This is a genomic window from Nocardioides aquiterrae (genome assembly GCF_039526625.1).
Classification (GTDB): Bacteria; Actinomycetota; Actinomycetes; order Propionibacteriales; family Nocardioidaceae; genus Nocardioides; species Nocardioides aquiterrae.
On sequence record NZ_BAAAJE010000006.1, the window covers coordinates 553,018 to 569,620 of the forward strand.

Below are 16,603 nucleotides of genomic sequence, written 5' to 3' on the forward strand. Positions count from 1 at the left end.
CGATGAGCGCGATCACCGCCAGCCCCCTCCACCACCAGCACGGCGCCGTGCGGCTGACCCGCCGCGGCCGCCTCGCGGTCTTCACCCTGGCGCTGCTCGTCGTCCTCGCCGTCGGCTTCGTCCTGGCCTCCGGCGCCGTCGGCACCGGTGAGCCCGGCACCCCCGAGCCGACCCGCGTGGTCGTGGTCGGCTCCGGCGACACTCTCTGGGAGATCGCCGCCGGCCTCGCCGACGACGGCGACGTGCGGGCGATGGTGGCGAAGATCCAGAAGCTCAACGCGCTCGACTCGGGCATGCTCACCGCCGGCCAGAAGCTGGTCGTCCCGATCGGTGGTTGAGGTGCGAGCGAAGCGAGCCTCGAAACCACCATCGCGCAACTGAAGACTTCGCACGGCCGCCTCGACCCCGGCCGTGCGAAACCGGGGAAGACGACGGGCGGGACCACCAGGTCCCGCCCGTCGCGGCTTCTGGTCTACCTTCGGGCCATGGCCGGCTACTCAGGCACCCCGCTGGAGCGCAAGCTCGGCATCCGGGAGGGCCAGGTCGTGTTCCTCGACGGCGCGCCGGGCGACCTGGCGCTCGAGACGGCGGGCGCCCGCGTCGTCCGCCGCCTCCCGGCGGCCGCCGACGTCACGCTGACCTTCCACACGACCCTGGCCCGGCTGTCCGAGCGGCTGCCGGCGCTGCTCGAGCGCACCTCGTCCGCCGGGATGGTCTGGGTGTGCTGGCCCAAGAAGGCGGCGCAGCGGGCGCTCGGGATCGCCAGCGACCTCGACGAGAACGTCGTCCGCGAGCTCGGGCTGCGGCTCGGGTTCGTCGACGTCAAGGTCGCCGCGATCGACGACACCTGGTCCGGGCTGAAGTTCGTGCGGAGGCTCGCCGACCGGCGCGGCTAGCGGGCGGCGCGGCGCCCGCCGATCGGCCGCGGCTCGTCGTCGCGCGGGGTGGGCGAGGGTCCCCGGGTGATGCCGAGGCGGCGCAGCACCCGCGCGACCAGCATCAGCCCGACGAACAGGCAGGCCACGGCGCCGACCGACGCCAGCGCCAGGAACCACCACGCCCTGGTTTCGCCGCTGCGGGCGGTGGAGCCGAAGTCGATCGCGGCGTACACGAGGTACCCCCATGCGACCACGCATGCGGTGATGCCGAGCGCGAGCAGCAGCACCGGCTGAAAGCCCCGCTTGGGGCGCGGCCCCCGGCGCGATCCCGCGTGCTTGTTCCCGCTCCCCGACGCCACGGGCTCATTGTCTCCGATCGGCCCCGAGGTGTCTTAACGTTGGGGGGTGTCCGGGGACGTCGACACCGTGGTGAGCGCTGCGCTGCGGGAGCTGATCGGCATCCCGGGCGTGCGCCGGGCCGCGGTCGCGCTCAGTGAGGGCGGCGGCCGCCGGCTGCGGTTCCGCTCCAGCGACGGTGGTCCCTGGTGCCACATCGACGCGTACGACGACGTGCCGCTGACGACCGTCGTGCGCACCGGCGTTCCCCTGCTCGGCGGCCTGGACGCGCTGCCGGAGCGGTTCGCGGGGATGGCCGAGCGGCAGCGCGCCGAGGGCACGGTCGCCCTGGCGGTGCTGCCGCTGCCGGGCCGGCACGCGCCGATCGGCGGCGTGGTGCTCTACTTCGACGCCGAGCAGCGCTTCGACGACCACCAGCGCGAGCAGCTCGAGGCCGCGGCGCACCGCATCGCGGACTCGCTGCGCCGGGTGCGGTTGGCGCCCGAGCCCGACGGCATCACCCAGGACGCCACGCTCCGGCTCGAGGACGACCCACAGTCCGCGGGCCGGGCCCGGCACTTCCTGCGCGGGCTGCTGATCGCGTGGCGGGTGGGCGACGACGACCGCGACGCCGCCGAGCTGTGCCTGTCCGAGCTGGTGACCAACGCGCTCGTCCACGCCGGCACCTACTCGGTGCTCACGGTCAGCCTCGCCGACGGCGTGCTCACCGTGCAGGTGCGCGACCACGGCATCGCCGGCGACGCCGTACCGGTGGACGACGACGACCCGCTGCGGGTGTTCGGCCGGGGCCTCCAGCTGGTCGACGCGCTCGCCGACAGCTGGGGCTCCGACCACGACGAGGCCGGGACGACCTCGTGGTTCAGCCTGGACGTCGGCTCGGCGGCGCTGACCGCCGCGGCTACGCCGCGACCGTCAGCTCGGCCCGCAGCCGGGCGACCAGGCGGGCCAGCAGCCGGGAGACGTGCATCTGGCTGACGCCGATCTCCGCGCCGATCTCGGCCTGGGTGCAGCCGCGGAAGAACCGCATCTCCACGATCAGCTGCTCGCGGCGGGACAGCTTGGCCAGCAGGGGAGCGAGGGTGGCCCGCGCCTCGGCCAGGTCGAACTCGGGGTCGAGCTCGCCGAGCCGCTGCCCGACGCTCTCGTCGGCGTCGGCGAGGCTCGGCGCGTCCAGGGACGCCGGGGCGAAGCAGCCGTTGGCGCCCAGCGCGTCGATGACCTGCTCGAGCTCCAGGCCCAGGTGGGCGGCGATCTCGCTGGGCCGCGGCGCGCGGCCGAGCTGCTGGTAGAGCTCGCTCTCGCAGCCGGAGATCTTCTGCTGGGTCTCCTGGATCGACCGCGGCGGGCGCACGGTCCACCCGAGGTCGCGGAAGTGTCGGCGGATCTCGCCCCGGATGGTCGGGACGGCGAAGCTGGTGAACTCGTTGCCGGTCTCGGGCTTGAAGCCCTTCACGGCCTTGACCAGGCCGACGTACGCGACCTGCTCCAGGTCGTCGTCGGCGATACCGCGGCCGCGGAAGCGGCGGGACAGGTCCCGGGCCAGCGGCATGTTGATGCGGACCAGCTCCTCCTCGATCGCGGCGCGACCGGCGTCTGGGGCCTCGGCGCGCTCGGCGAACAGGCGAGCGGTGGTCTCGGAGCGACTCTCGGGGGTCTCGGTGAACGCGGGTGACACAGTCATGGCAGTCAACGAACGAGCCTCTCGGATGTATGCGGTTGTGACGGCGGCCGGCTTCTTGACCGCCATCAGGGTCCTTCCAACGTTGGTTGAGCACGAAACCACCCGTTTGGGTGGACCTCGGTCACGTTCAGAGGCCGCTGAGCTGCTTCCCGCGCTCTCCGATGACCTTGCTCGAGCCGGTGCGGTCGTCTGGAATGGGTCAGCCGAAGTTGCAGAGGAACTCGGAGGCGCCGATGGCCGGGGCGGCGTAGGCGGGCTCGACGGACGTGTCGTGCGCCTGGATGGCGAACCGGTACGGCGCCGCGAGCTCGACCTCGAACGGTGCCACCATGCCCGGCGTCAGTTCGGGCGACTCCCACACGACGTCGGTCTCGTCGGCCACGAGGGTGATGGTGCCGGACGAGCCGTCCGACGACTCGTCGCGGACGCCGGCGGTGCCGCGGAACGCCTTGCAGTTGCGACCCGGGGTGTAGCGCGCCTCCCACATAGTCGCGGTTCCGTACGTGTACCAGCCCACCCAGGTGTCGCCGTTCATGGCGAAGCTAGCTCCGGAGTAGTCGGCAACGCCTGGCGTCTCGTAGTAGCTCCGGAAGCCGCCCAGCGGGTACCAATGCCAGATGGTCACGGTGACCGGCCTGGAGGTCACGGTCCGTCCGTCGACGTAGCGGACCTGGGCACGGAACCGGTTGCTGTCGAGCGTGTCCGCGACGGCCGGGACCTTCACCGCCGAGCGTCCCTGCACCTTCATGCTCTTCACCGGGGTCCACTCCGCCTGGCCGTAGATGTTCTCGGTCAGCTTGAGCAGCGAGAGGCGCTCGGCCTTCCGGGCAGCACCGATCCGGACCTTCACCGTGAAGCGGTCGCCCTCCACACGGTCCGCCGGCGCCGAGACGGTCACCGCCGGCGGCCCGGACCGACCGGTCGTCGCCTCGGCGGCGGGCGCCGCCGTCCCTCCGCTGATGGCCAGGGTCACGCCCACGAGAGCATGCAGAATCATCGGTCGTCCTTCCCCGCTCGGCGCGCCCGAGTCTCGTCGGGGGACACGTCGGCATGCGGGGGCGCCGGACTTGAGGTGACGTGGCCGCCGGACACGCCGCGACACGCCCCCGCGGGGGCCGATCTTCGGCGCCGAAATGGCGCCTGACCTGCGATTACGCGAACCGCGCCCACCCGGTGCCGGGAAGTTCTCCGGGACCGCTTGCGCGCCCCCGGCTCCCGGCGTACGGTTACCCCAACATCTAGTACTTACAACGATGTAGTTATCCACATCTAGTGCACAGCCCGGATGCGGAAGCCCACAGCGTCACTGGGTGTTGTACACAGCGAGCCCCCCGATATCCACAGCCCGCCGACCCCTCGCAGAGGGTCTCCTCGGCGTGCCCGGGTACCGGGGACACGACCGAGGGAGGAGGGCCCCGATGCACTGTCCGTACTGCCGCAACACCGACACCCGGGTGCTCGACTCCCGGGTCGCCGAGGACGGCGGCTCGATCCGCCGCCGGCGTACCTGCTCGGCCTGCGAGCGCCGGTTCACGACCGTCGAGATGATGCAGCTGACCGTGCTCAAGCGCTCCGGCGCCACCGAGCCGTTCGCTCGCGACAAGGCGATCGCCGGGGTCCGCAAGGCCTGCAAGGGCCGCCCGGTCACCGAGGACCAGCTGGCCTGCCTGGGCCAGGAGGTCGAGGACACGCTCCGGCTCGCCGGGGCCGCCGAGATCCCGGCCAACGACGTGGGCCTGGCGATCCTCGGGCCGCTGCGGCGGCTCGACGAGGTCGCCTACCTGCGGTTCGCGTCGGTGTACCGCGCGTTCGAGTCGGCCGACGACTTCGAGGACGAGATCGCCCGGCTCCGAGCGGAGCGAGGAGACGGAAGTCCGGTGGTTGAGGCGCCGGACGCGTCAGCGGACGGCCTCGAAACCCTGCGCGCGGAGCGCGCGACCCAGCCCGTTCCGACGGGCTGACCACAGACCGCCCGGCGTGTGTAGTGGGGAAGCTGCACGCGCCGGGCGCACCAACGTCGCCATCGGACTTGTCGGTGGCAGCAGCAATGATCGAAACCAGCACCAACAACCTCGAGAGACGGGACGAAGAGGGATGACCGAGACGGTGAGCGGGAAGGCCGCAGCCCAGGCCAAGGCAGGGTCGGGCGCCGGGCTGAAGATCGAGCGTGTCTTCAGCACCGAGGGGGTGCACCCGTACGACGAGATCACGTGGGAGCGCCGCGACGTCGTGCAGACGAACTGGAAGACCGGCGAGACGGTCTTCGAGCAGCGCGGTGTGGAGTTCCCCGACTTCTGGTCGGTCAACGCCTCGACGATCGTCACGACCAAGTACTTCCGCGGCGCGGTCGGCAGCGACCAGCGCGAGTGGAGCCTCAAGCACATCGTCGACCGGGTCGTGAAGACCTACACGAAGGCCGGCCGCGACTTCGGCTACTTCCGGTCCGAGGTCGACGCCGAGGTCTTCGAGCACGAGCTCACCTGGCTGCTGGTGCACCAGTACTTCTCGTTCAACTCCCCGGTCTGGTTCAACGTCGGCACCCCGTCGCCGCAGCAGGTCTCGGCCTGCTTCATCCTGTCCGTCGACGACTCGATGGACTCGATCCTGAACTGGTACAAGGAGGAGGGCTTCATCTTCAAGGGCGGCTCCGGCGCCGGCCTGAACCTCTCCCGCATCCGCTCCTCCAAGGAGCTGCTCTCCTCCGGCGGCACCGCCTCCGGCCCCGTCTCCTTCATGCGCGGCGCCGACGCCTCGGCCGGCACCATCAAGTCCGGCGGCGCCACCCGCCGTGCGGCGAAGATGGTCGTCCTCGACGTCGACCACCCCGACATCGAGGAGTTCGTCGAGACCAAGGCGCGCGAGGAGGACAAGATCCGCGCGCTGCGCGACGCCGGGTTCGACATGGACCTCGGCGGCCGCGACATCACGAGCGTCCAGTACCAGAACGCCAACAACTCGGTCCGCGTCAGCGACGAGTTCATGCGCGCCGTCGAGGACGGCACCGACTTCGGCCTGCGTGCCCGCAAGACCGGCGAGGTCATCGAGCGCGTCGACGCCCGCGGCCTGTTCCGCAAGATCGCCACCGCCGCGTGGGAGTGCGCCGACCCGGGCCTGCAGTACGACGACACCATCAACGACTGGCACACCAACCCCGAGACCGGCCGGATCACCGCGTCCAACCCGTGCTCGGAGTACATGTCGCTCGACAACTCCTCGTGCAACCTGGCGTCGCTGAACCTGCTGAAGTTCCTCAAGGACGACGACACCTTCGACGGCGAGCTGTTCGCGAAGGCCGTCGAGCTGATCATCACCGCGATGGACATCTCGATCTGCTTCGCCGACTTCCCGACCGAGTCGATCGGCAAGACCACCGTCGACTACCGCCAGCTCGGCATCGGCTACGCCAACCTCGGCGCGCTGCTGATGGCGATGGGCCTGGGCTACGACTCCGACGGCGGCCGCGCGATGGCGTCGACGATCACCTCGCTGATGACCGGTACGTCGTACAAGCGCTCGGCCGAGCTCGCCGGCGTCGTCGGCCCGTACAACGGCTACGCCCGCAACGCCGAGGCGCACAAGCGCGTGATGCGCAAGCACCAGGCCGCGAACGACACCGTCCGCACCCTGTCGATCGCGGACTCCCAGGTGCACAAGCTGGCCACCCAGGCGTGGGCCGACGTGATCGCCCTCGGCGAGACCAACGGCTTCCGCAACGCGCAGGCCTCGGTGCTCGCGCCCACCGGCACCATCGGCTTCATGATGGACTGCGACACGACCGGCATCGAGCCGGACTTCTCGCTGGTCAAGTTCAAGAAGCTGGTCGGCGGCGGCTCGATGCAGATCGTCAACCAGACGATCCCGCGGGCCCTGAAGAAGCTCGGCTACCAGCCGGAGCAGGTCGAGGCGATCGTCGCCTACATCGCCGAGCACGGCCACGTCGTCGACGCGCCGGGCCTGAAGACCGAGCACTACGAGGTCTTCGACACCGCGATGGGCACCCGCTCCATCAAGCCGATGGGCCACGTGCGGATGATGGCGGCCGCGCAGCCGTTCCTCTCCGGGGCGATCAGCAAGACCTGCAACCTTCCCGAGGACGCTACGGTCGAGGAGGTCGAGGAGATCTACCTCCAGTCCTGGAAGCTTGGGCTGAAGGCGACCGCGATCTATAGAGACAACTGCAAGGTGGGCCAGCCGCTCGCCGACGGTGGCGGCAAGGCCAAGAAGGACGCCGCCGACGCGGCGGCCGCGGCCGACGAGGCGGCCACCAAGGTCGTCGAGAAGATCGTCTACGCCCCGACCCGCAAGCGCCTGCCGAAGTCCCGCGTCTCGCGCACCACCTCGTTCACCGTGGGTGGCGCCGAGGGCTACATGACCTCGGGCGCGCACGACGACGGCGAGCTGGGGGAGATCTTCCTCAAGCTCGGCAAGCAGGGCTCGACCCTGGCCGGCGTGATGGACGCGTTCTCGATCGCGGTCAGCATCGGCCTGCAGTACGGCGTCCCGCTGGAGACCTACGTCTCGAAGTTCACCAACCTGCGCTTCGAGCCGGCCGGCCTCACCGACGACCCGGACGTGCGGATGAGCCAGTCGATCATGGACTACATCTTCCGCCGCCTGGCGCTGGACTACCTGCCGTACGACAAGCGCGCCGCCCTGGGCATCTACTCCGCCGAGGAGCGCCAGCGCTACCTCGAGACCGGCTCCTACGAGCCGATCGAGGAGACCGGCTCCCCGGCCGAGCTCATCGAGGCCCCGGTGGTCGAGCTTGTCGAAACCCCGGAAGCCAAGGACGAGCCCGTGGTCACCCACGACTCCCACGGCTCCGACCAGCGGGAGGTCCCGGCCACCCCGGCTAAGACCGCCCACACCTCGGCCGAGCTCCTCGAGCAGATCACCGGCCACGCCGTCGACAGCCCGCTCTGCTTCACCTGCGGCACCAAGATGCGCCCCGCCGGCTCCTGCTACGTCTGCGAGGGCTGCGGCAGCACCAGCGGCTGCAGCTGAGCACGTCTGATCACGGGAACAAGGGGGGCCGGGAAACCGGCCCCTCTTGTCGCATCCGTGGCGCCCTCGACTGACTGTCGGTGTGGCCTGTTAGAACGGTCAGCAAGCCAGGGGTCGGGTGAGGACGTGCATCATGGACCGACCCTTACTGATCACGGCACGCGGCCGCGGAACTCGACCGTGGGCAGCGGGTGCTGAGGTGCTTGTGTCGGCTGGTGGCGAGGAGCAGCCGCGGTTGATCCCAGCCGCCGACGTTCGCGTTGGAGACTGGATCGGCATCCGGTATGGCGGCCCGTGGCCGTCAGCAGGGCCATCTATGCCGCTCCCCGATCGCCGACGCTGCCGGGGCAGTGAGAAGACGATTGTGTATCCCGAGAAGCTCACCACCGAGCTGGCGTTCCTTCTCGGCGCCTACCTCTCCGAGGGGCACACGACCCGGAGCAACTGGTCGGTCATCATCACGAACTCGGTGATGGACGTTCTCGAGCGCGCCCAGCAGGCGTGGTTCGACACATTCGGGCTGGAGGCGCGCATTACGCACCAGCCCGGCCGCTGCACCGGTCTCGTGGTCTCGAGCAAGCGGCTCGTCGAGTACATGGACGCTTTGGGGTGCGGGAGCCGTGCGGCAAACAAATGTGTCCCGAGCGTCATCATGGACGCTGGCCGCCGCGAGGTTCTCGCCTTCCTCCAGGGGGCGGCGCTCGATGCTTACACCACTCATCAGTACGCCGCTAAGTGGGGCATCTGCTTGGAGAGTCACCGCGCGATCGATGATCTACAGGACCTGCTCACTAAGCTGGGTGTGGCGAATGCACAGATCGCGAAGTGGAACAGTGACATGCAGAAGCACTACTACGAGCTGTACGCCGCGGGCGGCCAAGGCCAGAGGCTCTGCGACCTGGTCCCGTTCCTCGAGCCGGACAAGCACGCAGCTGCGCAGCGCTACCTCGCGCGAACCTTCGGTCCGTCCGCCACAGATGTCGTGCCTGGCGTCAGCGGCGCAGAACTGTACCGACTCATCCCGCCCGGTCGCCCCGGAGCGAATGGTCGAGGAACGGGCCGCCAGCGCTTCCGGCACCTCTGCGACTCCAGAACTCGACACGTGACACGTTCCAGCGTTGAGCGAGCTGCTGACGCCGGTGCCCGGCTGCCAGAGTGGCTTCGCGCCGTGCTCCGGGATGAGGTGCGCTTCGCTGAGGTCACGTGTGTTGGCAGCGAATCCTGATACGTGTCGAATGGCGCCCAGTTCGCCGCGACTACTCCGACTGTCGGCGGCAACTCCTACTCTCCAAGTACCGGGTTCAGCGGAGGAGATAGGAGTTCGAGATGCAGCCGGATCACGTGCTGGTGAAACTGCGATGCAATCGGCGACAAGAAGAGCTGACGTTTTGCGTTCGCGTCAAGCGGGGGGTTCCCGATGCGCTCAGGTGTACACCAGGGGCAGGCGGAGGTGGCACCGGCGGAGCAGCTCCAGTGTGCGACGAATGCGCCTCGCTTCTTCAGGGTGACCGACTCTCCCAGCGGGTCGACGAACTCGTTAGGCGGGGTTGGTCCGACCACCTACGCACAGGTGCCGTAATCATCACCTGCTGAGCCCTAACTCCCCCCAGCTACGCCGCAATCATCGTGGGACGGAGACCTGCGTCCTACCACCGCGGGTGCCGCGAAGAGCGGACGATCACTGGACCGCCACGGTGGCAGCCTGGAAGAAGTCGGCCGGCATCGAGTGCATCAGTCTCCACGTGATCGCGATTGGACGTTCGCCCTGGTGGCTCACGTAGCTAGCTGGTCCGAGGAACTGGTAGGGCGCGGTCCCGAACGGGTCGATGTGGGTGTCGCGCACGAAAAGCAGGATGTTGCTCGTGCCATTGAGGTAGCGCTGTCCCGTTGGTGAGGAGACCGTGGTCGCGTTCTGCGACTCCCAGTGGAAGAGCGTTGGACTGATCGGGTAGTCGCGGTACATCGTCGTGGGGGAGTAGTCCGCCTCTGACTTCTTCAGGGTGGCCATCAGGAGGTCGGCGTTGACGGCAGGAGCGTAGGCGACGCCCTGCATCATGCTCGTCGGCTTGCGTTCGAGGGTCGCGTAGTCGACGGCCGCCAGGATCTCTTCTCGTTGGTAGCGCGCGTGCACGCGCAGCGGAACATTGCGCAGCTCTCCGGCAAGCGGGCTCGTCACGTGCTCCGCTGCATCCAGTGCGAGCTCGACGACGGCCGAGAGCTCGTCGCGCACGGCCTCCTCCCGACGCAAGACATCAAGGCCAGCGTCGTACGACGTGAACCCGCCGCCGTCGGGCCAAACTGAGAAGAAGAGCATGCGAGAGTAGCGCTGATCGATCTCGCTGAGATGGGCGTACGCGGGTGCGTCGTCGCTCAGCAAGCGGACGTACGCGGCGGCTCGGTCGGGGTCGTCGACGTGAGCGAGGGCGCGGCCGCGCTTGAAGAGATTCGGTGCCAATTCGCCTCGGATTCGAATGGGCAGACCAGCGTCGATGCGTAGCTGCGTCCACGACTTCTTGCCCTGACGGAGCACTTCTGACAGCGGCAGGCCGGATCGGTGGAGGAAGTCAGGCAGGGTGGTGTCGCCCATGGACCGTAGCTCTTGGACCACCTGCGGCCAGCGCCGAGTGACTTGCGCCTTGACGTTCTCGAGGATGAGCTCCTGCGAAGTGCGATCGAGGATGATCTGGCTCCCCGATGGCAGGAACGGGAAGCCTTCTTCGACATCTCTCACGAGCTCGCCGCGAGCTCGTCCGGTCAGCGCTCGAAGCTTGGCGTCCCATCTGAACTCGGCGTTCTGGTGACCGACGAAGTCGAGTGCGGTGAGAACTGCCTTGTCCGTGGTGCGCCTCAGTCCACGGCCGAACTGTTGGAGGAACACCGTCGCGCTCTCCGTCGGGCGCAGGAAGAGGACTGTGTCGATGTCGGGTATGTCGAGGCCCTCATTGAAGAGGTCGACCGTCAACACGACGTTGACTCGTCGGCCGCGCAAGTCACTCAGCGCTTGGGCTCGCACCGCCGACGTCGTCTCCGCGCTGACAGCGCTGGAAGGGATGCCGGCATCGTTGAACACCTTGGCCATGTAGTGCGCGTGCGCAACGCTCACACAGAAGCCCAGGGCACGCATCGCCGAGAGATCTGCGACCTTGTCGTTGAGCTCGCGAAGGACGATCGCGGCACGGGCATCGTTGCCGGTGTAGAGATGCTCCAACTCGGCGTCGTCGTAACGGCCTCGCCGCCACGTGACCGACGAGAGGTCGGTGTTGTCTGCGACGGCGAAGTAGTGGAACGGGCACAGAAGATCCGACTCCAGCGCGTCCCAGAGCCGCAGCTCGGTGGTTATTCGGCCGCCGAAGAAGTCGCGCACATCCGTGCCATCGGCGCGTTCGGGAGTCGCCGTCAAACCCAGGAGTTCGCGCGGTGCGAGATGGTCGATGATGCGCCGGTAGGTAGGCGCCTGTGCATGATGGAACTCGTCGATCACAACGATGTCGAAGGCGTCGGGTGGGATCTGCTGTATGCCGTACGAGTTCAGCGACTGCACGCTGGCAAAGACATGCTCGCCGCGCTCGGGCCGGCTGCCGCCGTACCACGGCTCACCGAAGTTGCCGTCGGCGAGCACCTCGCGGTAAGTGCGGCGAGACTGCTCCAGGATCTCGGCGCGGTGAGCGATGAAGAGAAGCGACGGACGGGTGCTCGGAGATTGGGTGGCCAAGCGCCGGTAGTCGAGTGCGGCGACGACCGTCTTGCCGGTTCCGGTCGCCGCGACGACGAGGTTGTGGTGCCTGCCTCGCACGGTTCGTTCCACCTCGAGGTCATCGAGCATTTTCTGCTGGTAGCTGTAGGGCCGCACCTCGAGACCCGACAATGTGAGAGTGACCCGATCGTGCTGCTTGCGGCCGCTCGCTTCGAGAAGGGCGTCATCGAGACGGTCGCGATCCTGAGCGGGGTCGTAGCGCTCGAAGCTCGCGTCGTTCCAGTAGGAATCGAAGGTCGCCTCGAACTTGCGGAGCAAGCTGGGGGTGGCGATATTCGAGAGTCGTACGTTCCACTCGACTCCATCGAGGAGTGCGGCGCGCGACAAGTTCGACGAGCCTACGTAAGCAGTGTCGAAGCCGGACTTGCGGCGGAACAGCCAGGCCTTTGCGTGCAGTCGAGTCCGCTGAGAGTCGTATTGCACCCGAACCTCGGCACCGAACTCCTCGATGAGTCGATCCAGCGCCCGTCGCTCCGTCGATCCGAGGTAGGTAGTGGTAACCACCCGAAACGGGATGCCGGCACGCTGCAGCTCACGGAGGTCGCCTTCGAGGAGCCGGACGCCATGCCAACGAACAAACGCGCAGAGGAGGTCCACGGAGTCGGCTGATGCCATCTCGGCTCGGAGCTCCGCGGCAAGGCTCGGCTCGTCTCTTGCGTTGGTCAGCAGGGCAGCTTCTGACAACGGAGTCTTCGGTCGAGTCCGATACCGGCCTGGGCTACCCGCGCTCCGCTCGTCGAGAAGTGACCCCAACATCCGGGTCGGACGCTCGATCGACTCATGGACATCAAGTGCAGCAAGGACGGCGTTCGCAGTGATCACGCGTTGGTCGCGATCACCGACGCTTTCCAAGTGACGCTGGACGACGCGAGCGATGTGCCGCGCGATCAGATGCGGCTCGTCGGCCTTGTCCACGCCCAACTCGGTCGCTGCCAGGTGCTCCGTCAGACGGAGGCGGGTTCGGAGCTCCGGAGTAATGACTGACTCGTAGAGGCCTTCGTCCACGAGGTGAGCTTGCCAGGGACCGGAGCCGGTAGCCGGTATTCAGCCTGCCCCGGTGCGCCACACGAGGGATGTCTGAGACGTGGCGCCGATTCGACCGATCACATGACGCAAGTGGGATCAACGGCTGTTTGTGATAGCGTCCGCCGCCCTTAGCTCGGCGTCGACCCGAAGCCGAGCATGCGCGATACGCGATAGGCACACGTCGCTCGCCGCGCGACTCTCACGACCCTTCCACACGAAGTCGATTGCATAGCCCAACGCTTCGGACCCGTCGGCTGACAAGCCGCTGACTGTCTTGCGGCTTGTCAGGTGGAATGCGAAGTAACCGTCGTGGATCACCTCGCGGATGCGATCAGCTCGCCACTCAACCCGCTTGGTCGCACCGATGAACTCGACGCCGGAAGGGTGAATGCGGACGGTGCCCTGTTCGATGGCCGTCGGTACCTGCGGTCCATGAGTGACTCGCACCCTCGGCTCGATGAGCCAAACGTCAGCGTATTCGAGGGGCCAGCGCTGCTCCCGAATCGCGGTGGCCAATGCGTCGAGTTCGACAAGCGAGCGGCGAAGGGTCTCGCGGCGTTCCGTGGCTTCGCGTTCCTTTGCCACCAAGGCGGAATGGCGTCTGAGAGCGACATAGCCGAGAACCAGTACAGCCACATAGATGGCTTCGAAGATCCAGCCGAGTGCATGCGCGGAGGACCCGTTCGGAGGTGCGCCGAGCTTCTCGGCAATCCATTGACCTAAAAGAAAGGGCCAGAAGATCGCAAGCAGTACGAGGCCGAGAATCAGGAAGATGCCGAGTATCGGTGCGCATCCCTGTATGTCGCGGGATCGCGCGCTTGTCCCCACTCTGAAGGGACCGACGCCGAGGCCGAAACCTATGCCCATGACCTCTCCTACTTGTCTCCCGGATCCTAGGAATCGAGGCTCCGGATGTCTCGACTTCGGGGAAAGCGAGCCAGTCAGCCGGATGGGAGTGACGGCGGCAATGATGGGCCTATGAACTTCGACGTCGACCGCATCCGCAAGGACTTCCCGGCCCTCGACCAGGGCGTCGCGTACTTCGACGGGCCGGGCGGCACCCAGGTGCCCCGACAGGTGGGCGACGCGATCGCGAGCACGCTCACAGGCGGGATCTCCAACCGCGGCACGGTCACCGCGGCCGAGCGGCGGGCCGAGGAGGTCGTGGTCGGGGCGCGGCAGGCGGTGGCGGACCTGCTCGGGTGCGACCCGGGCGGCGTGGTGTTCGGGCGGTCGGCGACCCAGTTGGCGTACGACGTGTCGCGGGCGCTGGCGAAGGAGTGGGGGCCGGGGGACGAGGTCGTGGTGACCCGGCTCGACCACGACGGGAACGTCCGGCCGTGGGTGCACGCGGCGGGGGCGGCGGGGGCGACGGTGCGGTGGGCCGGGTTCGACCGGGAGACGGCCGAGCTGGGCGTCGACGACGTACGGGCCGAGCTCTCGGACCGCACCAAGGTGGTGGCGGTGACCGGGGCGTCGAACGTGCTCGGCACGCGGCCGGACATCGCGGCAATTGCCGAGGCGGTGCACGAGGTGGGCGCGCTGCTGTACGTCGACGGGGTGCACCTGACGCCGCACGCGCCGGTGGACGTCGCGGCGCTGGGCGCCGACTTCTACGCGTGCTCGCCGTACAAGTTCTTCGGGCCGCACCACGGCGTGGTCGTCGCGGCGCCGGAGCTGCTGGAGCGGATCCACCCCGACAAGCTGCTGCCGGCGACCGACCAGGTGCCGGAGCGGTTCGAGCTCGGGACCCTGCCCTATGAGCTGCTCGCGGGCACCACGGCGGCGATCGACTACATCGCCGGGCTGGCCTCGGACGCCGAGGACCGGCGGACCCGGGTGCTGGAGTCCATGCGCGCGGTGGAGGAGTACGAGGACCGGCTGTTCGAGCGGCTGCTGGACGGGCTGCGGGGGATCGACGGGGTGACGCTGTACGGCAACCCCCAGCGGCGTACGCCGACCGCGTTCTTCTCGGTCGCGGGCCGGGAAAGCCGCGAGGTGTACGAGCACCTCGCGGCGGCCGGCGTGAACGCGCCGGCGAGCAACTTCTACGCGCTCGAGGCCAGCCGCTGGCTCGGCCTCGGCGACGGCGGCGCGGTGCGCGCGGGCCTGGCGCCGTACACGAGCGCCGACGACGTCGAGCGCCTGCTCGCCGGCGTCGCGGAGATCGCCCGGTAGCGGTCCGCGACGGCCCCCGAACGGCGACACCGGCCCGGTCCTCGAGAGGAGCCGGGCCGGTGCTGGTCCGCGGATCAGCCGGCCTGGGCGTGCGCGTACGCGCGGGCGGCCGCGTTGTACTCCGAGCGGACCTCGGAGACCGCGCTGCCGGAGCTGGTCGCGTCCAGCTCGAGCGCCGCGTCGACGGCCACGTCGAGCTGCGCCGATACCTCCTCCATCAGCGCGGTGAGCGTCGCCGACACGGTGTTCGCCAGGGTGACCTGGACGTCGGCCTCGAGCCGCTCGGCGGCGTTGAGGATCACCACGACCTTCGCGTAGACCGAGGCGCGGTACTCCTGGACGGAGGCGAGGGTGTCGCGCAGCTCGGCGACGGTGGCGTCGGAGTCCGCCTCGGCCCGCAGGTCGACCAGCGCCGCGACGTCGGCGTCGATGCCGGCCCGCACCTCGGCGCGGTGGTCGGCCTCGAGGGTGCCCAGCCGCCGCGCCTCGATGGTGGCGAGCGCGTGCACGTTGGCATCGACCTGAGCGTCGATGCGGTGCTCCAGCGTGGCGCGGATCTGGGCGTTGCCGTCGGCCGCGATGGCGGGGGCGGTGACGCCGGCGAGCGTCGTGAGGGTGGCGGCCACGGCCGCGGCGGCGAGAGTGATGCGGTTCATGATGGGTGCCTTCTTCCATGATGGCGTTCGTCCACGTCGCCCGGCCGGCTTCTGGGCGCCGGCCTTCGGTGGACACGGAACAGTTCGGGGCGAGATCCGGCGTTCCTGAGGGTTCGCAGATTGCGATTACTCGCAGCCCTCGAGGCCGTAACCCCGTCCCTTCCTCCCTCGTTGTGATCCGATTTCCGGCCGCCCCGCAGGGGTGAATTCACGGGCCACCGGAGCGCCACCCCCCGCGATTCCTGCGGGGATTTCGCCGGACATGATGTCCCCGTGCCTCTCGACATCGATCCCACCAGCAGCACCCCTCCGGTCCAGACCACCCGCGGCGTGCTGGTGACCGGCGGCTCCCGCGGCATCGGCGCCGCGATCGCCCGCGCGTTCGCCGCGCAGGGCGACCGGGTCGCGGTCCACTACGGCTCCTCGGCCGATCTTGCCGAGGCCGTGGCGGCGTCGCTGCCGGGCGAGGGCCACGCGACCGTGCAGGCGGACATGGCCGACGCGGAGGCGGTACGGCGGGCGGTCGACTCGGCCGCCGAGCAGCTGGGCCGGCTCGACGTGCTGGTCAACAACGCCGGCGTGTTCCTCGCGCATCCGCCGCTGAGCACGTCGTACGACGAGTGGCAGGCGGCCTGGTCGCAGACGCTGGCCACCAACCTGGTCGGCGCCGCGAACGCGGCGTACTGCGCGATCCCGCACCTCAAGGCCGCCGGCGGCGGGGCGATCGTCAACGTGTCCAGCCGGGGCGCGTTCCGCGGGGAGCCGCGGAACCCGGCGTACGGGGCGTCCAAGGCCGGGATGAACGCGTTCGGCCAGTCGCTGGCAATTGCGCTGGCGCCGGAGGGGATCACGGTCGGGACCGTGGCGCCCGGGTTCGTGCAGACCGAGATGGCGCGCGAGGTGCTCGACGGCCCGGGCGGGGACGCGGTGCGCGCGCAGTCGCCGTTCGGCCGGGTGGCGCGGCCGGAGGAGGTCGCGGCCGCGGTGCTGTGGCTGGCCTCGCCCGAGGCGAAGTTCTCCACCGGCACGATCATCGACGTGAACGGGGCGTCGTACCTGCGCAGCTAGG

General features: G+C 69.0%; 14 protein-coding genes. 8 read left to right on the forward strand and 6 right to left on the reverse strand.

All coding sequences use genetic code 11. The annotated features are described in order from the left end of the window. Positions 1–2 precede the first annotated feature (2 nt). Both ABD086_RS09535 and ABD086_RS09540 read left to right on the forward strand, forming a co-directional pair. Positions 3–338: a LysM peptidoglycan-binding domain-containing protein gene (locus ABD086_RS09535; protein ID WP_343907265.1), complete on the forward strand. Its 336-nt coding sequence runs from the start codon at positions 3–5 to the stop codon at positions 336–338. 147 nt (positions 339–485) lie between these two features. Continuing rightward, the gene (locus ABD086_RS09540; protein WP_343907266.1) at positions 486–896 is read left to right on the forward strand and encodes a DUF3052 domain-containing protein; all 411 of its coding nucleotides are present in this window, start codon (positions 486–488) and stop codon (positions 894–896) included. Here the strand turns inward: ABD086_RS09540 and ABD086_RS09545 are convergent. Then, complete coding sequence (locus ABD086_RS09545; protein ID WP_343907267.1) at positions 893–1,237, reverse strand: hypothetical protein; 345 nt, start codon at positions 1,235–1,237, stop codon at positions 893–895. The two genes, ABD086_RS09540 and ABD086_RS09545, sit on opposite strands and share 4 nt — an antisense overlap. Before the next feature lie 46 nt (positions 1,238–1,283). Between ABD086_RS09545 and ABD086_RS09550 the strand changes: the two genes are divergently transcribed. Next, a complete protein-coding gene (locus ABD086_RS09550; protein WP_343907268.1) occupies positions 1,284–2,210 on the forward strand; it encodes an ATP-binding protein in 927 nt (308 codons plus the stop codon). Here ABD086_RS09550 and ABD086_RS09555 read toward each other — a convergent pair. Beyond that, positions 2,134–2,916, reverse strand: a complete 783-nt coding sequence (locus ABD086_RS09555; RefSeq protein ID WP_343907269.1) for a SigB/SigF/SigG family RNA polymerase sigma factor — start codon at positions 2,914–2,916, stop codon at positions 2,134–2,136. The genes ABD086_RS09550 and ABD086_RS09555 overlap by 77 nt on opposite strands. A 199-nt stretch (positions 2,917–3,115) precedes the next feature. Next, positions 3,116–3,913, reverse strand: a complete 798-nt coding sequence (locus ABD086_RS09560) for a hypothetical protein (RefSeq protein WP_343907270.1) — start codon at positions 3,911–3,913, stop codon at positions 3,116–3,118. 421 nt (positions 3,914–4,334) lie between these two features. Between ABD086_RS09560 and nrdR the strand changes: the two genes are divergently transcribed. The 3 genes from nrdR (at position 4,335) to ABD086_RS09575 (ending at position 9,145) form a co-directional block, all read left to right on the forward strand. Next, a complete protein-coding gene (gene nrdR / locus ABD086_RS09565) occupies positions 4,335–4,877 on the forward strand; it encodes a transcriptional regulator NrdR (RefSeq protein WP_343907271.1) in 543 nt (180 codons plus the stop codon). Between the two features lie 133 nt (positions 4,878–5,010). Beyond that, on the forward strand, positions 5,011–7,920 hold the full coding sequence (locus ABD086_RS09570) for a vitamin B12-dependent ribonucleotide reductase (protein ID WP_343907272.1): 2,910 nt from the start codon (positions 5,011–5,013) through the stop codon (positions 7,918–7,920). A 364-nt stretch (positions 7,921–8,284) separates the two neighbouring features. Then, a complete protein-coding gene (locus tag ABD086_RS09575) occupies positions 8,285–9,145 on the forward strand; it encodes an LAGLIDADG family homing endonuclease (RefSeq protein WP_343907273.1) in 861 nt (286 codons plus the stop codon). A gap of 453 nt (positions 9,146–9,598) precedes the next feature. Here ABD086_RS09575 and ABD086_RS09580 read toward each other — a convergent pair whose 3' ends face one another. Together ABD086_RS09580 and ABD086_RS09585 are read right to left on the reverse strand one after the other, a co-directional pair. Then, positions 9,599–12,679, reverse strand: a complete 3,081-nt coding sequence (locus tag ABD086_RS09580) for a DEAD/DEAH box helicase (protein WP_343907274.1) — start codon at positions 12,677–12,679, stop codon at positions 9,599–9,601. A 117-nt stretch (positions 12,680–12,796) separates the two neighbouring features. Further along, complete coding sequence (locus ABD086_RS09585) at positions 12,797–13,567, reverse strand: hypothetical protein (RefSeq protein ID WP_343907275.1); 771 nt, start codon at positions 13,565–13,567, stop codon at positions 12,797–12,799. A gap of 111 nt (positions 13,568–13,678) precedes the next feature. On the opposite strand from ABD086_RS09585, the gene ABD086_RS09590 reads away from it, so the two are divergent. Continuing rightward, positions 13,679–14,878 (forward strand): cysteine desulfurase-like protein, encoded by a 1,200-nt coding sequence (locus ABD086_RS09590; protein ID WP_343907276.1) that lies wholly within the window; start codon positions 13,679–13,681, stop codon positions 14,876–14,878. A 74-nt stretch (positions 14,879–14,952) separates the two neighbouring features. Here ABD086_RS09590 and ABD086_RS09595 read toward each other — a convergent pair whose 3' ends face one another. Next, positions 14,953–15,534, reverse strand: coding sequence for a hypothetical protein (locus ABD086_RS09595; RefSeq protein ID WP_343907277.1), 582 nt, complete (start codon positions 15,532–15,534; stop codon positions 14,953–14,955). A 273-nt stretch (positions 15,535–15,807) separates the two neighbouring features. Here ABD086_RS09595 and ABD086_RS09600 point away from each other — a divergent pair, with 273 nt between their 5' ends. Beyond that, complete coding sequence (locus ABD086_RS09600; RefSeq protein ID WP_343907278.1) at positions 15,808–16,602, forward strand: SDR family NAD(P)-dependent oxidoreductase; 795 nt, start codon at positions 15,808–15,810, stop codon at positions 16,600–16,602. Position 16,603 lies beyond the last annotated feature (1 nt).